Genomic DNA, 16,093 nt, shown 5'->3' with positions numbered 1-16,093 from the left:
GGGTCGTCGCCCCTGCGGGCGCGGGGGCTGCTCAGGGGTCCCGGGATCCGAGCCCCGGGAGCCCTCCTGGTCGTTCTCGCCCATGTCGAACGCCGGACCTCCTCTGCTCGGGGGACACACCCGGCGAGAGTAGCCCAGGGATCACTGTCGGTCGCCGGGTTTGACCGTAAACGGCCACCCGGCACGGTCCTGTCGGATCCTCACCGGTTGCGGGCGGCCCCGGGCACGTGCCGGAACGGTGGCCGGTCCGCTGTCCGTCGGGCGGCGGCCCCGGGCCCGGGAAGGGCCCCGCCGCCGGGGCCTCAGCCCGCGGCGGTGACCTCCAGCAGCGAGCCCACGCGCTCCACCGTCAGCCGGGACTCGCGGCGCAGGGCGGCGGTGTCCATGCCCTCGTCGCCCAGCACGACGAGCAGGGCCTCCATCCCGACCGCGTAAACGACCGCGTAGCCGCCCTGGCAGCGGGTGACGACCTCGCGCAGCGGCCCCAGCCCCGTCTCGTCGCCGGTGCGCTTGCCCAGTCCCAGGGAGGCGGCGGCGAGCGCGGCCAGCGCGTGGGGACGTCCGCCCTGGATGTCGGAGGCCACCAGCATGCCGTCGGAGGCGGCCACGGCGCTGTCGGTCACGCCGACGACGTGCTCGCGCAGCCGCGCCAGCTCCTCGGCGATCTGACCCTGAACCATTTACTCGCTCCCGTGCTCGTCGGTCGGCCGCGGCGCGCGGCCGGTGTGGGCGTCCAGGTCCTCCAGCGCGCGGCGCACCCTCTCCAGGGGCACCGCGGCGCGCTGCGCGCGGCGCAGGGCGGCGATGGGCCCCGGTTCGGGCTCCTTGGGGCCGAACAGGCCCGGCCGGGGGCGCGGTCCCCGGGGTACCGGGGAGGGGGTGCGCTTGGGCAGGGCGGTCAGGCCGCCCGCCTCGTGTCCCCCGGCGGGCGGTTCGCCGCCGCGGGCCGGACTGGGGCGTCCGGTCGTGCTCATCGGGCCGCCTCTTCATCGGCCGCCTCGGCCGTCCCGTGGTCAGCGCCCAGCGAGCGCAGGCGTTCGCGCACGCTCCCGGGGACCGGGACCGGGGATGAGGCGGGCGCGGGGCGCACGGTGTTGGCCCCCGGACGCCGCTTGGCCAGCGCGGACGGGCCCTCGTCCGGGGCGGCGGCCTCGGGCGTGCGGCGGGTGAGGCCGTCCGCCCCGCCGGGGGCGGCGGCCTCCAGCAGCCCGCGTTCGGTGAGGCGCGCGACGTCGGCCATGACCCCGGTCAGCCCCCGCCCCAGGACGAAGGCCAGGTCCCGGGGGGTGCGGCGGCCGTCGGCCTGGGTGAGCAGGAGCCGGTAGGCGGAGGGGAGGGAGTCGTGCACCGGCCCGGCGGGCACGGGGCGGCGGCGGGCCAGGTCCGCGGGCGCGCCCCACCGGTCGGCGAGGAAGGCCAGGCGGCGCCCGGCCTCGGCCAGCACCTCCTCGGGGTCCAGGCCGTGCTCCAGGCCCAGCAGCGGCGGCGCGGCGCCGGAGAGCACGGCCTCCACCCGGGGTTCGGGGGACAGGCACAGCGCCAGGACGCCGTCCGCCAGCGCCGTGGCGCACGCCAGTTCCAGTACCGCGGCCGAGACCGCGCCGCGGTCCAGCAGCTCCCGGGCCAGGCTGTCGGTGTGGGCGGCCGCCTCGTAGGCGGCGGCCCAGGTCCCGGCGGGGACCGCGCCGGACCTGACCAGGAGGGTCTCGGGTGTGGGCGCGGCCGGGGTGGTGACGGCGGTGACGCGTCCAGCGGTCAGGTGGACCAGGGCCTCGGGCGGGCCGGTCAGGCGCAGGGCTCCGGTGAACTCCTCCTCGCGGGCGCGGAGCAGGGGCTCGGCCAGGGCCCGCGGGGGCGCGGCGGCGCTCATGACAGCAGCGCCGCGGTGTGCTCGTCGGCCCGGAGGCGGGCCAGCGCGAGGTTGGTCCGCGCGCGGTCGAAGACCAGGACGAGCAGGGCCTCGTCCGCGCCCGGGGAGGGCACGGCGCGGGTCAGCACGTGGTGCCCGTCGGTGGTGACCACGCTCTCCTGGACCGCCGGTTCGCGGGAGGCCATGGCCAGGTCGAGGGTCAGGTGGTGGGAGTCCGCGACGTGCTCGGGGTCGGGCAGCGCCGACACCGCACCCGACCGCGCGTGCGCCTGACCCGTCGCGCGGTCCACGAGCATCGCGGCCACGACCCCGTCACAGCTCAGGTAACGCTCCGTGGATACAGCTGTGCTCGACACGTGCCCCCCGGTGTCTGGTTGCCTCCAAAAGACATTTAACAGTCAAAGAGGAGCAAAGAGAACACACTGTGGTAACGATGGACTCCCGCCACAAACTGTCCACTTACGCACCCTCCGGGCGTTTCGCTAATTTTCGTCATGTATCGCCGCTCCTGCGGTGGACACCGAGCGTGAGGAGACGCCATGAACGCCGACGCGGCGATGAAGGAAGCCATGGGGATCGAGGGCGCCATCGGCGTCGCGGTCGTCGACTACGAGAGCGGCATGTCCCTGGGCACCATGGGCGGCGGCCACTTCGACCTGGAGATGGCCGCGGCGGCCAACACCGAGGTCGTGCGCGCCAAGACGCGCGCCCTGGGCGCGATCGGCCTCGACGACCGCATCGAGGACATCCTCATCACGCTGAGCAGCCAGTACCACCTCATCCGCCTGCTGGAGAAGTCGCACGGCAGCGTCTTCCTCTACCTGGCGCTGGACCGCCAGCGCGCCAACCTGGCCATGGCCCGCCACACCCTCCGGCGCGTGGAGAGCGAACTCCAGCTCTGACCCGGCCCGTCCCGCGACCGGGACGGCGCGGGTACGGACGGCGCCCCTTCGCGGACTCCCCGCCCCGGCACCCGCGCTCCGAACGGCGCTGACCCGGCCGCGTGCGGCGCTGACCGCGCCCGGCCGGGCGCGCTGGCGCGCCGGCCCGAGGCGCGGTCAGCGGGAGAGCGGCTCCCCGTCCTCCGGCACGCCCCGCCAGCTGCGCCACAGGTCGGCGTAGCGCCCCCCGGCGGCGACCAGCTCGGCGTGCGTCCCCTGCTCGACGACGCGGCCCCGGTCCATGACCACCACGCGGTCGGCGGTCTGCGCCTGGGTCAGCCGGTGCGCCACCACCAGCGTGGTGCGCCCGGCGGTGGCCGCGGCGGCGGCGCGCTCCAGCCGCCGGGCGCCGGAACTGCCCGCCTCGGCGGTGGCCTCGTCCAGGACGGCCACGTCCGGGTCGGCCAGCACCAGCCGGGCCAGCGCCAGGTGCTGGGCCTGCTCGGCGGTCAGGGCGTGCCCGCCCTCGCCGACCACCGTGTCCAGTCCCTCGGGCAGGGCGCGCACCCACTCCAGGGCGCCGACGGCCTCCAGGGCGGCCTCCGCCTCGGCCGCGTCGGCCCCGGCGCGGGCCAGGCGCAGGTCCTCCAGCAGGGTTCCGGCGAACACGTGGGTCTCCTGGCTGACGAGGAAGACGTGCTCGCGCACCCGCCGCTCCCCCAGCTCCTCCAGGGGGATCCCGCCCAGGTACACGGTTCCGGCCGTGGGCGTGCGCAGACCGCTGACCAGGGCGGCCAGCGTGGTCTTGCCCGCGCCGCTGGCCCCGACCAGGGCCACGCGCTCACCCGGGGCGACCTCCAGCGACACCTCCTCCAGCGCGGCCGGGCCGCCGGTGCCGTAGGAGTGGGTGACCCCCGCGACGCGGACCGAGGAACCGGCCGGGCCCTCCTCCGCGCCCGGGTCGGCCTCCACCGGGAGGTCGACCACACCGGCCAGGCGGGCCAGGCTCGCCCCGGCCGACTGCACCTCGTTGAAGTTCATGACCAGGAAGATCAGCGGGCCGAACAGGCGGTGGAAGTACAGGGCGGCGGCGGTGACCATGCCGACGCTGGCCAGGTCGGCGCGCACCAGCCAGAACCCGGCCACCAGCACCGAGGTGAGTCCGACGCACTCGGCGGCGTTGAGCCGCGACCCGAAGCGGGTGAACAGCCGGAACACCGACACCGTGATGTCCATGGCGGCGGCCGAGCGGTCGCGCACCCGGGACTCGTGCTCGTCCTCCAGGCGGTAGGCGCGCACGGCGGAGCGTCCGCGCAGGGCGCCCATCATCGCGTGCGAGCGCTCGCCCATGGCCACGCGCTCGCGGGCGTAGTAGGGGCCCGAGCGGGGCAGGTACCAGCGCACGGCCGTCACGTAGACCGGCACGCAGAGCATCGCGGCCAGGCCCAGGCGCCAGTCCAGGGCGGTGATGCCCACCGCGGTCAGCAGGACGGTGGCCAGGGCCACGACCGCGTCGGGGCCGCTGCGGGCGATGCTGGCGGTGACCACGGCGACGTCGTCTCCGACCCGGGAGAGCAGGTCCCCGATGCGCACCCGCTCCAGGCGGGCGGCGGGCATGCGCAGCACGCGGTCCATGACGCTTTCGCGCAGGCGGGCCAGGACGGTCTCGCCGACCCGGCTGACCAGCCAGCTGCCCACGCCCGTGAGCAGGCCGCCGAGCAGCCCCGCCCCGGCGATGAGCAGGACCGAGGACAGGACGGTGTCCAGCCCCCGCTGCGCGGAGATGTCGTCGACCATCCGGCCCAGCACCCAGGGGGCGACCAGTCCGGCGGCGCTGCCCGCGAGCACGGTGGCCAGGGCCAGCGGGGCGCCCCAGCCGGTGCCGCGCACCCCCTCGCCCAGCACGGCCCACGTGCGGCGGGCCGAGGCGGTGGGGAGCAGTTCCCCGTGTTCGCTCGCGGAGTCCTCCACCGGCGTGCTCATCGGTCGTCCTCGGGGTCGTGGGGGCGGGGCAGGGGGGCGCGGCGCCCGGGGTCGGCGGTCAGCGGCGGGGCGCTCCGGTGTGCGGCGAACGGCCGTGCGGCGTGCCGCGCCGGCGCCGCGCCCGGCGGGGCGGTCACCGCAGCACCGCCTCGCGGTAGTCCGCGTCCTCCTCGACCAGCCGCGCGTGCGTGCCCGTGCACCGCACCCGCCCCTCGGCCAGGACCACGACGCGGTCGGCACGGGCCAGCAGCGCCGGGCTGTTCGCCACGACCAGGGTGGACCTGGCCGCACCCGCGCGGGCGGCGGCCGTGCCCCGGGCGATGGCCTCCTCGGTGACCGCGTCCACGGCGGTGGTGGGGTCGTGCAGCACCAGGACGGGCGGGTCGGCGACCAGGGCGCGGGCCAGGGCCACGCGCTGGCGCTGGCCGCCGGAGAGGTTGGCCGCGCGGTCGGCGACCGGCCGGTCCAGGCCCTCGGGGTGGCCCTCGACCAGGTCCGCGGCCGAGGCGGCGCGCAGGGCGTCCAGCAACCGCTCCTCGTCGCCGTCCGCGCCGGTGTCCAGGTTGGAGCGCAGGGTGCCCTCGAACAGGGTGGCCCCGTGCTCCTCCACCAGGACCGCCTCGCGCAGGGCGTCCAGGGCGAGTTCGGGGACGGGGACGCCGCCCACGGTGAGCGTGCCGTCCAGGGCCGCGGGTTCGGCCCGGCCCGAGAGCAGTTCCAGCAGCGCCTCGGCGTCGCGGGGGTCGGTGGTGAGCACGCCGACGAGTTCGCCGGGGGCGAGTTCGAGGTCCACCCCGCGCAGCGTGCGGTAGCTGACCCCGGACAGCGCGACCACGGGCTCCTCCGCGCAGGCGCGCTCGCCCGGGGTGACCGCGTCGGGGGCGTTGAGCAGGCGCACCAGCCGCCGGGCGGAGGCGCGGGCGGTGGCGAACAGCTGGCCGACCATGCCCAGGCTCTGCACGGGTTCGGCCAGGAACTGGGCGAGGCCGATGACGGTGACGAGTTCGCCGACGCTGAGGCGCCCCTGGAGGGCCATCCACCCGGCCACGCCCGCCACGCAGGCCAGGAAGACGGCGCTGGCGGCGGTGACCAGGCCGCGGTAGACGCCGTTGCTGGCGGCGGCGCCGACCGAGGCGTCCAGGGCCAGGGTGCTGGCCCGGCGGTAGCGGGCGGCCGCGTTGTGCCGCGCCCCGATGCCCATGAGCACGCGCAGGCCGCTGACCAGGTCGGTGGCCAGGGCGGTGGCCCCGGCGGCGGTGGCCTGCTTGGCCTCGCTGCGCCGGGTGATGCGGGCGGCGGGCAGGCGCAGGAGCAGCATGAGCAGGGGGACGCCGACCAGGACGCCGATCCCGAGGGGGACGTCCACGGCCAGGAGCGCGACGGTGGTGACGACGATGGCGACCGCCACGGCGATCGACGCCGACCAGGCCCGCACGTACAGGGCGGCCTGCTCGGCGTCGGAGGTGGCCACCGACAGGACCTCGCCCGCGCGCAGGCCGCTGCGCTCGCCGCGCGGGTCCAGGGCGCGGCGGGCGGCCTCCACCCGCAGCAGGTGCGCCTCGTTCTCGACGGCGCGCAGGGTGAAGCGGGCGCCGTTGCGGTAGGCCTGGGCCAGGACGGTGAAGAGCACGACCATGCCCGCGACGCAGACCGCGAGGGCGCCGACGTCGCCGGAGAAGACGGCCCAGTCGATGGTCAGGCCGATGGCCACCGGAACGAGGGCCTCGGCGACCTGGTGCAGGGAGAGCAGGACCACGCCGACGAGGACGCGGCCGCGGTTGCGGCGCAGGGTGCGGCGGCGCAGGGCGCGCACGCTGTCGGGGACCTCGCTCCCGGGGACGCTGGGGGAGCGCCGTTCGCGCTCGGCGGCGGGGGCGGTCGCGGGGGCGGCGCTCATACGGCGCGTCCGCTCGGCGCGGGGCGCGCGGCCCCGTACAGACGTCTACTCATCCGATGTCCTGTTCCCCCCGCTGTGTCGTGCCCTGGGCAAGGCTAGTGGGCTGGCGGAGCGCTCACGGAACCGGGAAGGAGCGCCCCCGGACCACCGTGCCACACCAACCTTGGTTAGGCTAACCTTTCCCGAGTCGGTATACGGTCACAGCACCCCGAGACCGGACGAACCCGACACCCACCGCTCTCCGACCCGAACGAAGGGGCCGCGCCTTGCGCATCAGGTATCCGAGCCACCGCACCATGATCCGCACCCGGGTGGCGCGCACCGAGCGGACCAGCGAGCACTTCCTCACCGTGACGCTCACCGGCGAGGAGCTGACCGGGTTCGAGTTCCTGGGCCTGGACCAGTGCACGCGGATCCTCTTCGCCCGGCCGGGCCAGGAGAGGCTGCACCTGCCCGTCGCCGACAGCGGCGACGACGGCAACGGCTGGGTGGCCGCGTTCCGCGCCATGCCCGACGACGTGCGCCCGCACGTGCGCAACTACACCGTCCGCCGCTTCGACGCCGAGGCGCTGGAGCTGGACATCGAGTTCGTCGCGCACGGGGACGAGGGCCCGGCGTCGGCGTGGGCGCTGGCCGCGCGGCCCGGCGACGAACTGGGCCTGTACGCCGAGGGGATCTACTACCTGCCGCCGGAGGGGGCCGACTGGCACCTGCTGGTCGGCGACGAGAGCGCCGTACCCGCCCTGCTCTCCATCCTCGAACAGGCCCCCGCCCACCTCCGCGGACAGGCCTACCTCGAAGTCCCCAGCACAGACGACATCCGACCCGTCACCGCACCACCCGGAGTGGACGTGCACTGGCTCGCCCGCACCGACCCCCACGCCGTCCCCGGACAACTCGCCCTGGAGACCGTACGCACCGCCGACCTGCCCCAGGGCCGCCCCTACTGCTTCGTCGCGGGAGAGAACGCCCTGCCCACCGAACTACGCCGCACCCTCGTCCGCCACCACGGCGTCCCCAAGGACGACATCGCCTTCATCGGCTACTGGCGCCACGGCGTGGCGGCCTACTCGTGACGGTGTGACCCTCGACACGGCTCCGGCCCGCGAGGAGCGCCGCGCGACCCCGCCGACGACCGCGCACAACGGGCTTCACCGGCATACGGCGCTTTCCGCGCCCTCCGCCACGGGCTTGCGCAAAACGGCCGACTCCAGCACCATAACCCTTGCTTAGGCAAGGCTAAGCTCATCCACTCGACCGAATGAGGCCCCATGAACCCCGGTCCGCTGACCCGCGGCGGCGCGATCGCCGCCGGCGCGCTGTCCCTCCTGCTGCTCGCCGCCTGCGGCGGCCAGACCTCCGGCTCCGCGGAGGGCGGCTCGGACGGCGAGGTCGCCGAGGGGTACCCGGTCACCGTCGAGACCGTCTTCGGCGACGTGGAGATCGCGGACAAGCCGACCAACGTCGTCGCCATGGGCTGGTCCGACGCCGAGACCGCGCTGGCGCTGGGCGTACAGCCGGTCGGCGTGGCCGACTGGCAGGCCTACGGAGGCACGGGCGTGGGCCCGTGGGCGGCCGACATGTTCGACGAGGAGCCGGTCCAGCTCGGCACCATGGAGCCGAACCTGGAGGCGATCGCCTCCCTGGAGCCCGACGTCATCCTCGACACCCGCTCCGACAACAGCCAGGAGCGCTACGACACGCTCTCCCCGGTGGCCCCCGTGGTCGGCCCGCCGCCCGGCGTGGAGGTCACCTACGGCACCACCTGGCAGCAGCAGACCCGACAGGTCGCCCAGGTGGTCGGCGAGCAGGAGCGCGCCGAGGAGCTCATCGAGGAGCTGGAGGGCCGCTTCGCTCGGATCCGCGAGGAGAACCCCGAGTTCGCCGACATGACCCTGACCGTGGGGGCCTACTTCGACGGCCAGTACGGCGCCTACGTGCCCGGCGACTCCCGGGTGGACCTGCTCCAGGAGCTGGGCTTCCAGTACGAGCCCGAGGTCGAGGAGATGGCCGACGGCGCCTTCTACGTGGACCTGAGCCCGGAGCGGCTGGAGGTCCTGGACGCCGATCTGACGGTCATGTTCCCCATCGGCGACACGGCGGACCACCTGCGCGAGGACCCGGTGCTCCAGGGCATCCCGTCCGCCGAGGACGGCCGACTGGTCATCCTGGACGATCCGGAGCTGGCCAACGCCTTCTCCAGCGGTTCGCACCCGGGCATCTCCCACGCGCTGGACGAGCTGGTCCCGCTGCTCCAGGAGACCCTGAACGGCTGACGCCCCGCCTGCCGGGCCCCGTGGAGCGTGCGCTCCCCGGGGCCCGTCGTCGTCGCGGCCCGCCCCGGGCCCCGTGATGCCGACAACACCCCAAAAGCACACAGATCACATGTTTCACCCCAACCTCATGGGAGCGATCCCAACTTTTTCGCGCGACCCCCTTGTCCGCGAGCGGTCGCGTACGTACAGTCACTTAACGCCTGTTCAGTGGGCGACCGCCCACGCGGGCGCGCCCCTCGCGGCACGTGCGGGACCCGCTATTTCGCACGCGCCGCGGTGCCGGGCCCGCCCGTCCCCCCGCTCACCGGAGTACGCCATGACCAAGAGCGCCCGCCGCAGTACCCGCCGCACCGCCACCGTCGCCACGGCGGTGACCGCCTCCGCCGCGCTGGCCGCGGCGGTCCTCACCGCACCGCAGTGGACGGGAGGCACCGTGGACGAGGCCAACGCCGAACTCAGCGCCGCGCCCGGGGACGTCGTCTGGTCCGACGAGTTCGACGGCGCCGCAGGAAGCGCCCCCGACCCCGCCAACTGGAACCACGAGACCGGCGACCACGGCTGGGGCAACAACGAACTCCAGAACTACACCAACAGCCGCGCCAACTCCGCCCTCGACGGCAACGGCAACCTCGTCATCACCGCACGCCAGGAGTCGGACGGTTCCTACACCTCCGCCCGCATGACCACCCAGAACAAGGTCGAACACGCCTACGGCCGCATCGAGGCCCGCATCAAGATCCCCCGCGGACAAGGCATCTGGCCCGCCTTCTGGATGCTCGGCGCCGGCTTCCCCGACACCCCCTGGCCCGACTCCGGCGAGATCGACATCATGGAGAACGTCGGGTACGAGCCCCACATGGTGCACGGCACCGTGCACGGGCCCGGCTACTCGGGCGCGAACGGTATCGGCTCCTCCTACACGCACCCGCAGGGCTGGTCCTTCGCCGACGACTTCCACACCTTCGCCGTCGACTGGAGCCCCGGCTCCATCACCTGGTCCGTGGACGGCAACGCGTACCACACCCTCACCAGCGCCGACGTGGGCGGCAACCCGTGGGTCTACGACCAGCCCTTCTTCATGATCCTCAACATCGCCGTGGGCGGTGACTGGCCCGGCTACCCCGACGGCACCACCCAGTTCCCCCAGCAGATGGTCGTGGACTACGTCCGGATCTACGAGAACTAGTCCGGACGAACAGAACGGCGCCCCGGGCCGGATCCCCCCGGCCCGGGGCGCCCGCCTCCGGCGGATCAGGGCCGGAAGACGACCTTGAACACGCCGTCCTGCTTCTTCTGGAACTTCTCGTAGGCCAGCGGGGCCGCGTCCAGGCCCACGTGGTGGGTGGCGAAGTCGTCCACCCCCAGCGGGTCGGCCCCCTCCAGCAGCGGCAGGATCTCCGGTACCCACCGGCGCACGTTGGCCTGCCCCATCCGCAGCTGGATCTGCTTGTCGAAGAGCGTGAGCATCGGCATCGGGTCGGCCATGCCGCCGTACACGCCGATCAGGGAGACGGTCCCGCCGCGCCGCACCAGGTCGATGGCGGTGTGCAGGGCGGTCAGCCGGTCCACCCCGGCCGTCTCCATCATCTTGGCCGCCACGCCCCGGGGCATGAGGTTGGCCACGCGCTGGGCGAACCTGGCCGAGCCGTGCCCGGCCGCCTCCATGCCGACCGCGTCGATGACCGCGTCCGGGCCACGCCCGTCCGTGCGGTCGCGGATCTCCTGTACCACGTCGTCGGTGCCCTTGGAGGAGTCGAACACCTCCACGCCCCGGGCGGCGGCGCGGGCGCGCCGCTCCGGCACCGGGTCCACGCCGAACACCCGGCCCGCGCCCAGGTGGCGGGCGACCCGGCAGCACATGTCGCCGATCGGCCCCAGCCCCAGGACGGCCACCGATCCGCCCTCGGGGACGTCGGCGTAGCGGACGGCCTGCCAGGCGGTCGGCAGCACGTCGGACAGGAACAGGTAGCGGTCGTCGGGGCCCTGGTCGGGCACCGGGACCGCGGTGGTCTCGGCGCGCGGAACCCGCAGGTACTCGGCCTGCGCGCCGGGCACCGCGCCGTAGAGCTTGCTGTAGCCGAAGAGCGCGGCGCCCATGCCCTGCTCCTCGACCTGGGTGTTCTCGCACTGGCTCTGGAGGCCGGTGTCGCACATGAGGCAGTGCCCGCAGGAGATCTGGAAGGGGATGACGACCCGCTGGCCCGGGGTGAGGGAGGTGACGCCCGAACCGACCTCCTCGACCACGCCCATGGGTTCGTGTCCGAGGATGTCCCCCGGGGTCATGAACGGCCCGAGCACCTCGTACAGGTGCAGGTCGGATCCGCACAGGCCCGAACTGGTGATCCGGACGAGGGCGTCACCGGGCTCCTCGATCCGCGGATCGGGAACGGTCACGGTGTCGACGTTCCTGGTCCCGTTCCACACCACTGCCTTCATTGGTTCCCCCTGGTCTCACGACGGTGGCGGTCGTCGCCTGGGGAGCGCGCGGCCCCCTGGGCTGCCCTCGGCCACTACCCGGCCCGTGTCGGCGGAAACGGGCGTCGCGGGCGCCCCGGGCGCACACCCCGCCCGGGTCCGCTCCCGCTCACTCCCGCTCGGAGGTGTCCCTGACCGGGCCGTCCTCGACGGCCGCGCCGGGCGCCCCGCGGTCGGGCGCGGCGGGGCTGTGCGCGTGCTGGGGCGGCGCGGTGTCCTCGCCCGCGCCCTCGCCCGCCGCCGGGATGCGCAGTGCGAGCATGGCGACGTCGTCACCTCGGGGAGCGATGCGGGCGAGGAGTTCGTCGCAGAAGTCCTCGACGTCGCGGCGGGCCAGGGCCGCGGCGTGGCGGCGCAGGTTGGCCAGGCCCACGTCGATGGGGTGGTCGCGGCTCTCGACGAGGCCGTCGGTGTACAGCAGCAGGGTGGACTCCGCGGGGATCTCCTCGCGGGCGTCGGGCCAGTCCAGTCCCAGGTGCAAGGCGGCGCTCATGCCCAGCAGGGGTCCGTGGCCGTCCTCCAGGTAGCGGGTGTGGCCGTCGGCGGTGACGAGCAGCGGCGGGGGGTGTCCGGCGTTGACCCAGTGCAGACACCAGGGCCCGCCCTCGGGGCCCTCGATACGGGCGAAGACGGCGGTGGCCATGGGGGCGTCGCTGGTGTTGGTCATGGCCTCGTCCAGCCGCCGCATGATCAGGCTGGGCGGTTCCTGGCGGTCCCAGGCCAGGGCGCGCAGCATGTTGCGGACCTCGGCCATGTGGGCGGCGGCCTGGAGGTCGTGGCCGACCACGTCGCCGATGACCATGGTCATGACGCCGTCGGCGAGCAGGAAGGCGTCGTACCAGTCCCCGCCGATCTCGGCGGCCTGCTGCGCGGGCTGGTAGCGGGCGGCGAACCGCAGGTGGTCGACCTGCGGCAGGGGGGTCAGGAGCTGGCGCTGCATGGTCTCGGCGACGTGGCGCTGCTGCGCGAAGAGCTGGGCGCTCTCCATCACCAGACCGGCGCGCCGGGCGACGTCCCCCAGCACGAGGATCTCGGCGTCGGTGTGGGCGGGCCGCTCCCCGGTGCGGGCCACGGTCAGCGCCCCGAAGACCTGCCTGTGGGTGTGCAGCGGCACCACCACCGCGGAGTGCCCGCCCAGGCGGTCGAACAGCCGCCGGTGCGCCCGGGCGAGCGGTTCGTCCGGTTCACGGGCGAGGTCGCCGGCGTCGAACAGGACGGGCTGGGTGCTGTGCAGGGCGCGCATCAGCGCCGCGTGGGAGTCGGAGGACAGCGGCGGCAGCGGGCCCTTGAGCGCCTCGGCCGTGTCCTGGTCGCCGAGGGCGTGCACGGCGACGCGCTCCACCTCCTTGGCGCGCCCGTCGGTGACCATGTCGACCACCGCCCAGTCCCCCAGTTCCGGCACCAGCAGCCGGACCAGCCTGTCCAGCATCTCGGGCACGTCCAGGGTGGAGACCAGGACCACGGAGATCTCCGCGACCAGGCTCAACCGGCCGGTGAGCTCCTCCAGGGCCGCCAGGTGCGCCGCGGTCTGCTCGGCGGCGTCGCGGTGCGCCCGGAAGTCGTGGAAGACGATGACCGCGCCCTCCGGGCGTCCCTCGTGCTGGAGCGGGGTGGTCGCCCAGATGATGGGCACGAGCGTGCCGTCCCCGCGCAGGAAGGACTCGCTGCTTCCCTCGGCCGGGTGGCCGCTGTCGAGCACGGCCAGGACGCGGCAGTCCTCCCTGGAGGTCCTCTCCCCTTCCGCGTCGCGGTGCAGCAGCTCATGCAGGTCCAGGCCCAGCATCCGCTCCCTGGGCCGGTCGAGGATGCGCTGCGCGTAGGGGTTGGCGGCGGTGATGCGGCCGGTGGTGTCGATGACGAACATCCCCGCGCCCACGCTGTCGAACACCGAGCGCAGCAGGCCGGTCTCCAGCGGCCAGCCGTCGTCGCTCATCGCGCCGCCCTCCGGTCGCCGTGCCGCGGCGCGGGCGTTCGGACCGGTCGTGCCGGGACCGTCCGAAGGTCGGTTTCGAAGACACTCATGTGGTGTGGGTACCCACATTCGTCCTGGTGACCAGCGTGTCCGGGCCGTCCGGGGTTCGCGCGGCACGGTCGTGGACGCGCCCGCACGCAGCCAAGGGGGAGGTTCGAGGAGGAGAGGGAGGGGAACGGCCCGGCGCTCCCCCGCCGAGGGGCCCGGCGGTCCGGTGCGCGACCTTCCGCGCGGGAGGGCCTCCGTGCGCTCCGCGCCCCGCCCGGGCCGGTGACGCTCACCCGGACGTCCCACCATCGGATGGTCAGTGCCAGAATGCGCAGTGTGAGACACCAGCACTCGGACAACGCAGACCCCGCCCAGGACTCCCCGCGGATCAGCCCGCCCAAGAGCAGCGCGGCCGGACTCCCCGCCGTGCTCAACAGCCTCCGGCACCTCAACGAGCACACCGGTGTGCGGCGCGGACTGCCCGCCATGCTCGCGATCAACCAGAAGCGCGGCTTCGACTGCCCCGGCTGCGCCTGGCCCGAGGGGGGCAAGAGGCACCGGGCCGAGTTCTGCGAGAACGGAGCCAAGGCCGTCGCGGAGGAGGCCACGGCCACGGCTCTGACCGGTGAGTTCTTCGCCGAACACCCGGTCTCGGAGCTGGCCGGGCGGTCCGGGTACTGGCTGGGCCAGCAGGGCCGCCTCTCCGAGCCGCTGTACCTGGCCGAGGGCGCCACCAACTACGAGCCGGTCAGCTGGGAGCGCGCGCTGGACCTGGTCGCCGAGGACCTGCGGGCGCTGGACTCCCCGGACCAGGCAGTGTTCTACACCTCCGGGCGCACCAGCAACGAGGCGGCGTTCTGCTACCAGCTGTTCGCCCGCGCGCTCGGGACGAACAACATGCCCGACTGCTCCAACATGTGCCACGAGTCGTCCGGTTCGGCCCTGACCGAGACCCTGGGCGTGGGCAAGGGCAGCGTGTCCCTGGAGGACCTGCGCGAGGCCGACCTCATCATCGTGGCGGGGCAGAACCCCGGCACCAACCACCCCCGCATGCTCACCGCCCTGGAGCGGGCCAAGAAGTCCGGGACGCGGATCGTCACCGTCAACCCGCTGCCCGAGGCGGGGATGCGCGAGTTCCGCAACCCCCAGCGCGCGGGCGGCCTGCTGGGGCGCGGCACCGAGCTGACCGACCTGTTCGCGCAGGTGCGGCTGGGCGGCGACCTCGCCCTGTTCTCCGCCCTCAACCGCCTGCTGCTGGAGGCCGACGAGCGCGGTGAGCCGGTCCTGGACCGGGAGTTCGTCTCCTCCCACACCCACGGGTTCGAGCAGTTCGCCAAGGCGCTGCTGGCCGAGCCGGACGAGGAGTTCTGGGCGCGCACCGAGCGCGACACCGGCCTGGAACGGGAGCTGATCGAGCGGATCTTCGCGATGGTCACCTCCTCCGAGCGGATCGTGGTGTGCTGGGCGATGGGGCTGACCCAGCACCGGCACTCGGTGCCCACCATCCGCGAGGTGGTCAACTTCCTGCTGCTGCGCGGCAACGTGGGCCGCCCGGGCGCGGGCGTGTGCCCGGTGCGCGGCCACTCCAACGTGCAGGGCGACCGCACGATGGGGATCTTCGAGCGCCCGGCCGAGGAGTTCCTGGACGCCCTGCGCGCCGAGTTCGGCTTCGAGCCGCCGCGTGAGCACGGGTACGACACCGTCAACGCCATCCGCGCCATGGCGCGCGGTGAGGTGCGGGTGTTCTTCGCGATGGGCGGCAACTTCGTCGCGGCCACCCCGGACACGCTGGTGACCGAGGACGCCATGCGCCGGGTGGGGCTGACGGTGCACGTGTCCACCAAGCTGAACCGCTCGCACGTGGTGACGGGGACGCGGGCGCTGATCCTGCCCGCCCTGGGGCGCACCGATCGCGACCTGCGCGACGGCGAGCCGCGGTGGGTGACGGTGGAGGACTCCATGGGCAAGGTGCACGCCTCCCACGGCGTGCTGGACCCGCTGTCGCCGGGCATGCGCTCGGAGGTGGACATCGTCTGCGACCTGGCCGAACGGGTGCTCGGCGACTTCCCGGTGGCGTGGTCGGAGCTGACCGACTACGACCGGGTGCGCGAGCACGTGGCCGCGGTGGTGCCGGGGTTCGAGGACTTCAACGCCCGCGCGCGCAGGCCCGGCGGGTTCACCCTGCCGCACGCCCCGCGCGACGACCGGCGCTTCCCCACCGCGACCGGGCTGGCCAACTTCACGGTGAACGGCACGTACGCGCCGGAGGTGCCCGAGGGGCGGCTGCTGTTGCAGACGCTGCGCTCGCACGACCAGTACAACACCACGGTCTACGGCCTCGACGACCGGTACCGGGGCATCAAGGACGGCCGCCGGGTCGTGCTGGTCAACCCCGAGGACGCGCGGGAGCTGGGGTTGGCCGACGGCGCCTACACCGACCTCGTGAGCGAGTGGCACGACGGCAGGGAGCGGCGCGCGGCGCACTTCCGGGTGGTGCACTACCCGACCGCGCGAGGGTGCGCGGCCTCCTACTTCCCGGAGACGAACGTGCTGGTGCCGCTGGACTCCACGGCCGAGGTGAGCAACACGCCGACGTCGAAGTCGGTGGTGGTGCGCTTCGAGCCCGACTCCGGGGCCGTATGACCCCGTGACCGGAACGGTGTCCCGGCCCGCTCCTTCCCCGGGCCCCACGCGTCACACCGGCAACCCCTCTGGTCAGCCTGCCGGGGCCCGGCGGGGCCCGGCGGGTCG

Annotated in this window: 13 protein-coding genes; 5 read left to right on the top strand and 8 right to left on the bottom strand. The window is 74.3% G+C overall.

All coding sequences use genetic code 11. From position 1 onward, the window contains the following. Positions 1 to 302: 302 nt before the first annotated feature. From EV372_RS22335 to EV372_RS22320, 4 genes are read right to left on the bottom strand one after another with little or no spacing between them, the layout of a single operon-like run. A complete protein-coding gene (locus tag EV372_RS22335; protein ID WP_013152635.1) occupies positions 303 to 680 on the bottom strand; it encodes a roadblock/LC7 domain-containing protein in 378 nt (125 codons plus the stop codon). Then, a complete protein-coding gene (locus EV372_RS22330; protein WP_130397614.1) occupies positions 681 to 974 on the bottom strand; it encodes a hypothetical protein in 294 nt (97 codons plus the stop codon). Beyond that, the gene (locus EV372_RS22325) at positions 971 to 1,870 is read right to left on the bottom strand and encodes a hypothetical protein (RefSeq protein WP_130397613.1); all 900 of its coding nucleotides are present in this window, start codon (positions 1,868 to 1,870) and stop codon (positions 971 to 973) included. Before EV372_RS22325 ends, EV372_RS22330 begins: the two co-directional genes overlap by 4 nt. Then, positions 1,867 to 2,226 (bottom strand): hypothetical protein, encoded by a 360-nt coding sequence (locus EV372_RS22320; RefSeq protein WP_253792943.1) that lies wholly within the window; start codon positions 2,224 to 2,226, stop codon positions 1,867 to 1,869. Before EV372_RS22320 ends, EV372_RS22325 begins: the two co-directional genes overlap by 4 nt. Positions 2,227 to 2,409: 183 nt before the next feature. Between EV372_RS22320 and EV372_RS22315 the strand changes: the two genes are divergently transcribed. Continuing rightward, the gene (locus EV372_RS22315; RefSeq protein ID WP_130397612.1) at positions 2,410 to 2,772 is read left to right on the top strand and encodes a hypothetical protein; all 363 of its coding nucleotides are present in this window, start codon (positions 2,410 to 2,412) and stop codon (positions 2,770 to 2,772) included. Between the two features lie 156 nt (positions 2,773 to 2,928). Here the strand turns inward: EV372_RS22315 and EV372_RS22310 are convergent, their stop codons facing one another. Further along, the gene (locus EV372_RS22310; protein WP_130397611.1) at positions 2,929 to 4,734 is read right to left on the bottom strand and encodes an ABC transporter ATP-binding protein; all 1,806 of its coding nucleotides are present in this window, start codon (positions 4,732 to 4,734) and stop codon (positions 2,929 to 2,931) included. A 133-nt stretch (positions 4,735 to 4,867) separates the two neighbouring features. Continuing rightward, positions 4,868 to 6,631 (bottom strand): ABC transporter ATP-binding protein, encoded by a 1,764-nt coding sequence (locus EV372_RS22305; protein WP_130397610.1) that lies wholly within the window; start codon positions 6,629 to 6,631, stop codon positions 4,868 to 4,870. Positions 6,632 to 6,927: 296 nt separating this feature from the next. Here EV372_RS22305 and EV372_RS22300 point away from each other — a divergent pair, with 296 nt between their 5' ends. The 3 genes from EV372_RS22300 to EV372_RS22290 all read left to right on the top strand — a co-directional run bounded on the left by EV372_RS22300 (position 6,928) and on the right by EV372_RS22290 (position 10,093). Then, positions 6,928 to 7,707: a siderophore-interacting protein gene (locus EV372_RS22300; RefSeq protein ID WP_130399051.1), complete on the top strand. Its 780-nt coding sequence runs from the start codon at positions 6,928 to 6,930 to the stop codon at positions 7,705 to 7,707. A 195-nt stretch (positions 7,708 to 7,902) separates the two neighbouring features. Further along, a complete protein-coding gene (locus EV372_RS22295; RefSeq protein WP_130397609.1) occupies positions 7,903 to 8,907 on the top strand; it encodes an iron-siderophore ABC transporter substrate-binding protein in 1,005 nt (334 codons plus the stop codon). Between the two features lie 316 nt (positions 8,908 to 9,223). Further along, a complete protein-coding gene (locus EV372_RS22290) occupies positions 9,224 to 10,093 on the top strand; it encodes a glycoside hydrolase family 16 protein (RefSeq protein WP_130397608.1) in 870 nt (289 codons plus the stop codon). A 65-nt stretch (positions 10,094 to 10,158) separates the two neighbouring features. On the opposite strand, the gene EV372_RS22285 is transcribed toward EV372_RS22290, so the two are convergent. Continuing rightward, positions 10,159 to 11,343 carry an alcohol dehydrogenase catalytic domain-containing protein gene (locus EV372_RS22285; protein WP_165436019.1) on the bottom strand — a complete coding sequence of 395 codons (1,185 nt, stop codon included), beginning with the start codon at positions 11,341 to 11,343 and terminating at the stop codon, positions 10,159 to 10,161. 148 nt (positions 11,344 to 11,491) lie between these two features. Next, complete coding sequence (locus EV372_RS22280) at positions 11,492 to 13,315, bottom strand: SpoIIE family protein phosphatase (protein WP_130397607.1); 1,824 nt, start codon at positions 13,313 to 13,315, stop codon at positions 11,492 to 11,494. 354 nt (positions 13,316 to 13,669) lie between these two features. Here EV372_RS22280 and EV372_RS22275 point away from each other — a divergent pair, with 354 nt between their 5' ends. Then, positions 13,670 to 15,985: an FdhF/YdeP family oxidoreductase gene (locus EV372_RS22275; RefSeq protein WP_130397606.1), complete on the top strand. Its 2,316-nt coding sequence runs from the start codon at positions 13,670 to 13,672 to the stop codon at positions 15,983 to 15,985. The last annotated feature ends 108 nt before the right edge of the window (positions 15,986 to 16,093 follow it).

Source organism: Nocardiopsis sp. CNZ308, assembly GCF_004217075.1.
The sequence above is the reverse complement of the archived record's forward strand: the minus strand, read 5'-3'. Positions and strand labels throughout refer to the sequence as shown.

Coding starts and splice junctions, on each gene's coding strand:
- EV372_RS22335 (WP_013152635.1), bottom strand. CDS start 680: ATGGTTCAGGGTCAGATCGCCGAGGAGCTGGCGCGGCTGCGCGAGCAC.
- EV372_RS22330 (WP_130397614.1), bottom strand. CDS start 974: ATGAGCACGACCGGACGCCCCAGTCCGGCCCGCGGCGGCGAACCGCCC.
- EV372_RS22325 (WP_130397613.1), bottom strand. CDS start 1,870: ATGAGCGCCGCCGCGCCCCCGCGGGCCCTGGCCGAGCCCCTGCTCCGC.
- EV372_RS22315 (WP_130397612.1), top strand. CDS start 2,410: ATGAACGCCGACGCGGCGATGAAGGAAGCCATGGGGATCGAGGGCGCC.
- EV372_RS22310 (WP_130397611.1), bottom strand. CDS start 4,734: ATGAGCACGCCGGTGGAGGACTCCGCGAGCGAACACGGGGAACTGCTC.
- EV372_RS22305 (WP_130397610.1), bottom strand. CDS start 6,631: ATGAGCGCCGCCCCCGCGACCGCCCCCGCCGCCGAGCGCGAACGGCGC.
- EV372_RS22300 (WP_130399051.1), top strand. CDS start 6,928: ATGATCCGCACCCGGGTGGCGCGCACCGAGCGGACCAGCGAGCACTTC.
- EV372_RS22295 (WP_130397609.1), top strand. CDS start 7,903: ATGAACCCCGGTCCGCTGACCCGCGGCGGCGCGATCGCCGCCGGCGCG.
- EV372_RS22290 (WP_130397608.1), top strand. CDS start 9,224: ATGACCAAGAGCGCCCGCCGCAGTACCCGCCGCACCGCCACCGTCGCC.
- EV372_RS22285 (WP_165436019.1), bottom strand. CDS start 11,343: ATGAAGGCAGTGGTGTGGAACGGGACCAGGAACGTCGACACCGTGACC.
- EV372_RS22280 (WP_130397607.1), bottom strand. CDS start 13,315: ATGAGCGACGACGGCTGGCCGCTGGAGACCGGCCTGCTGCGCTCGGTG.
- EV372_RS22275 (WP_130397606.1), top strand. CDS start 13,670: ATGCGCAGTGTGAGACACCAGCACTCGGACAACGCAGACCCCGCCCAG.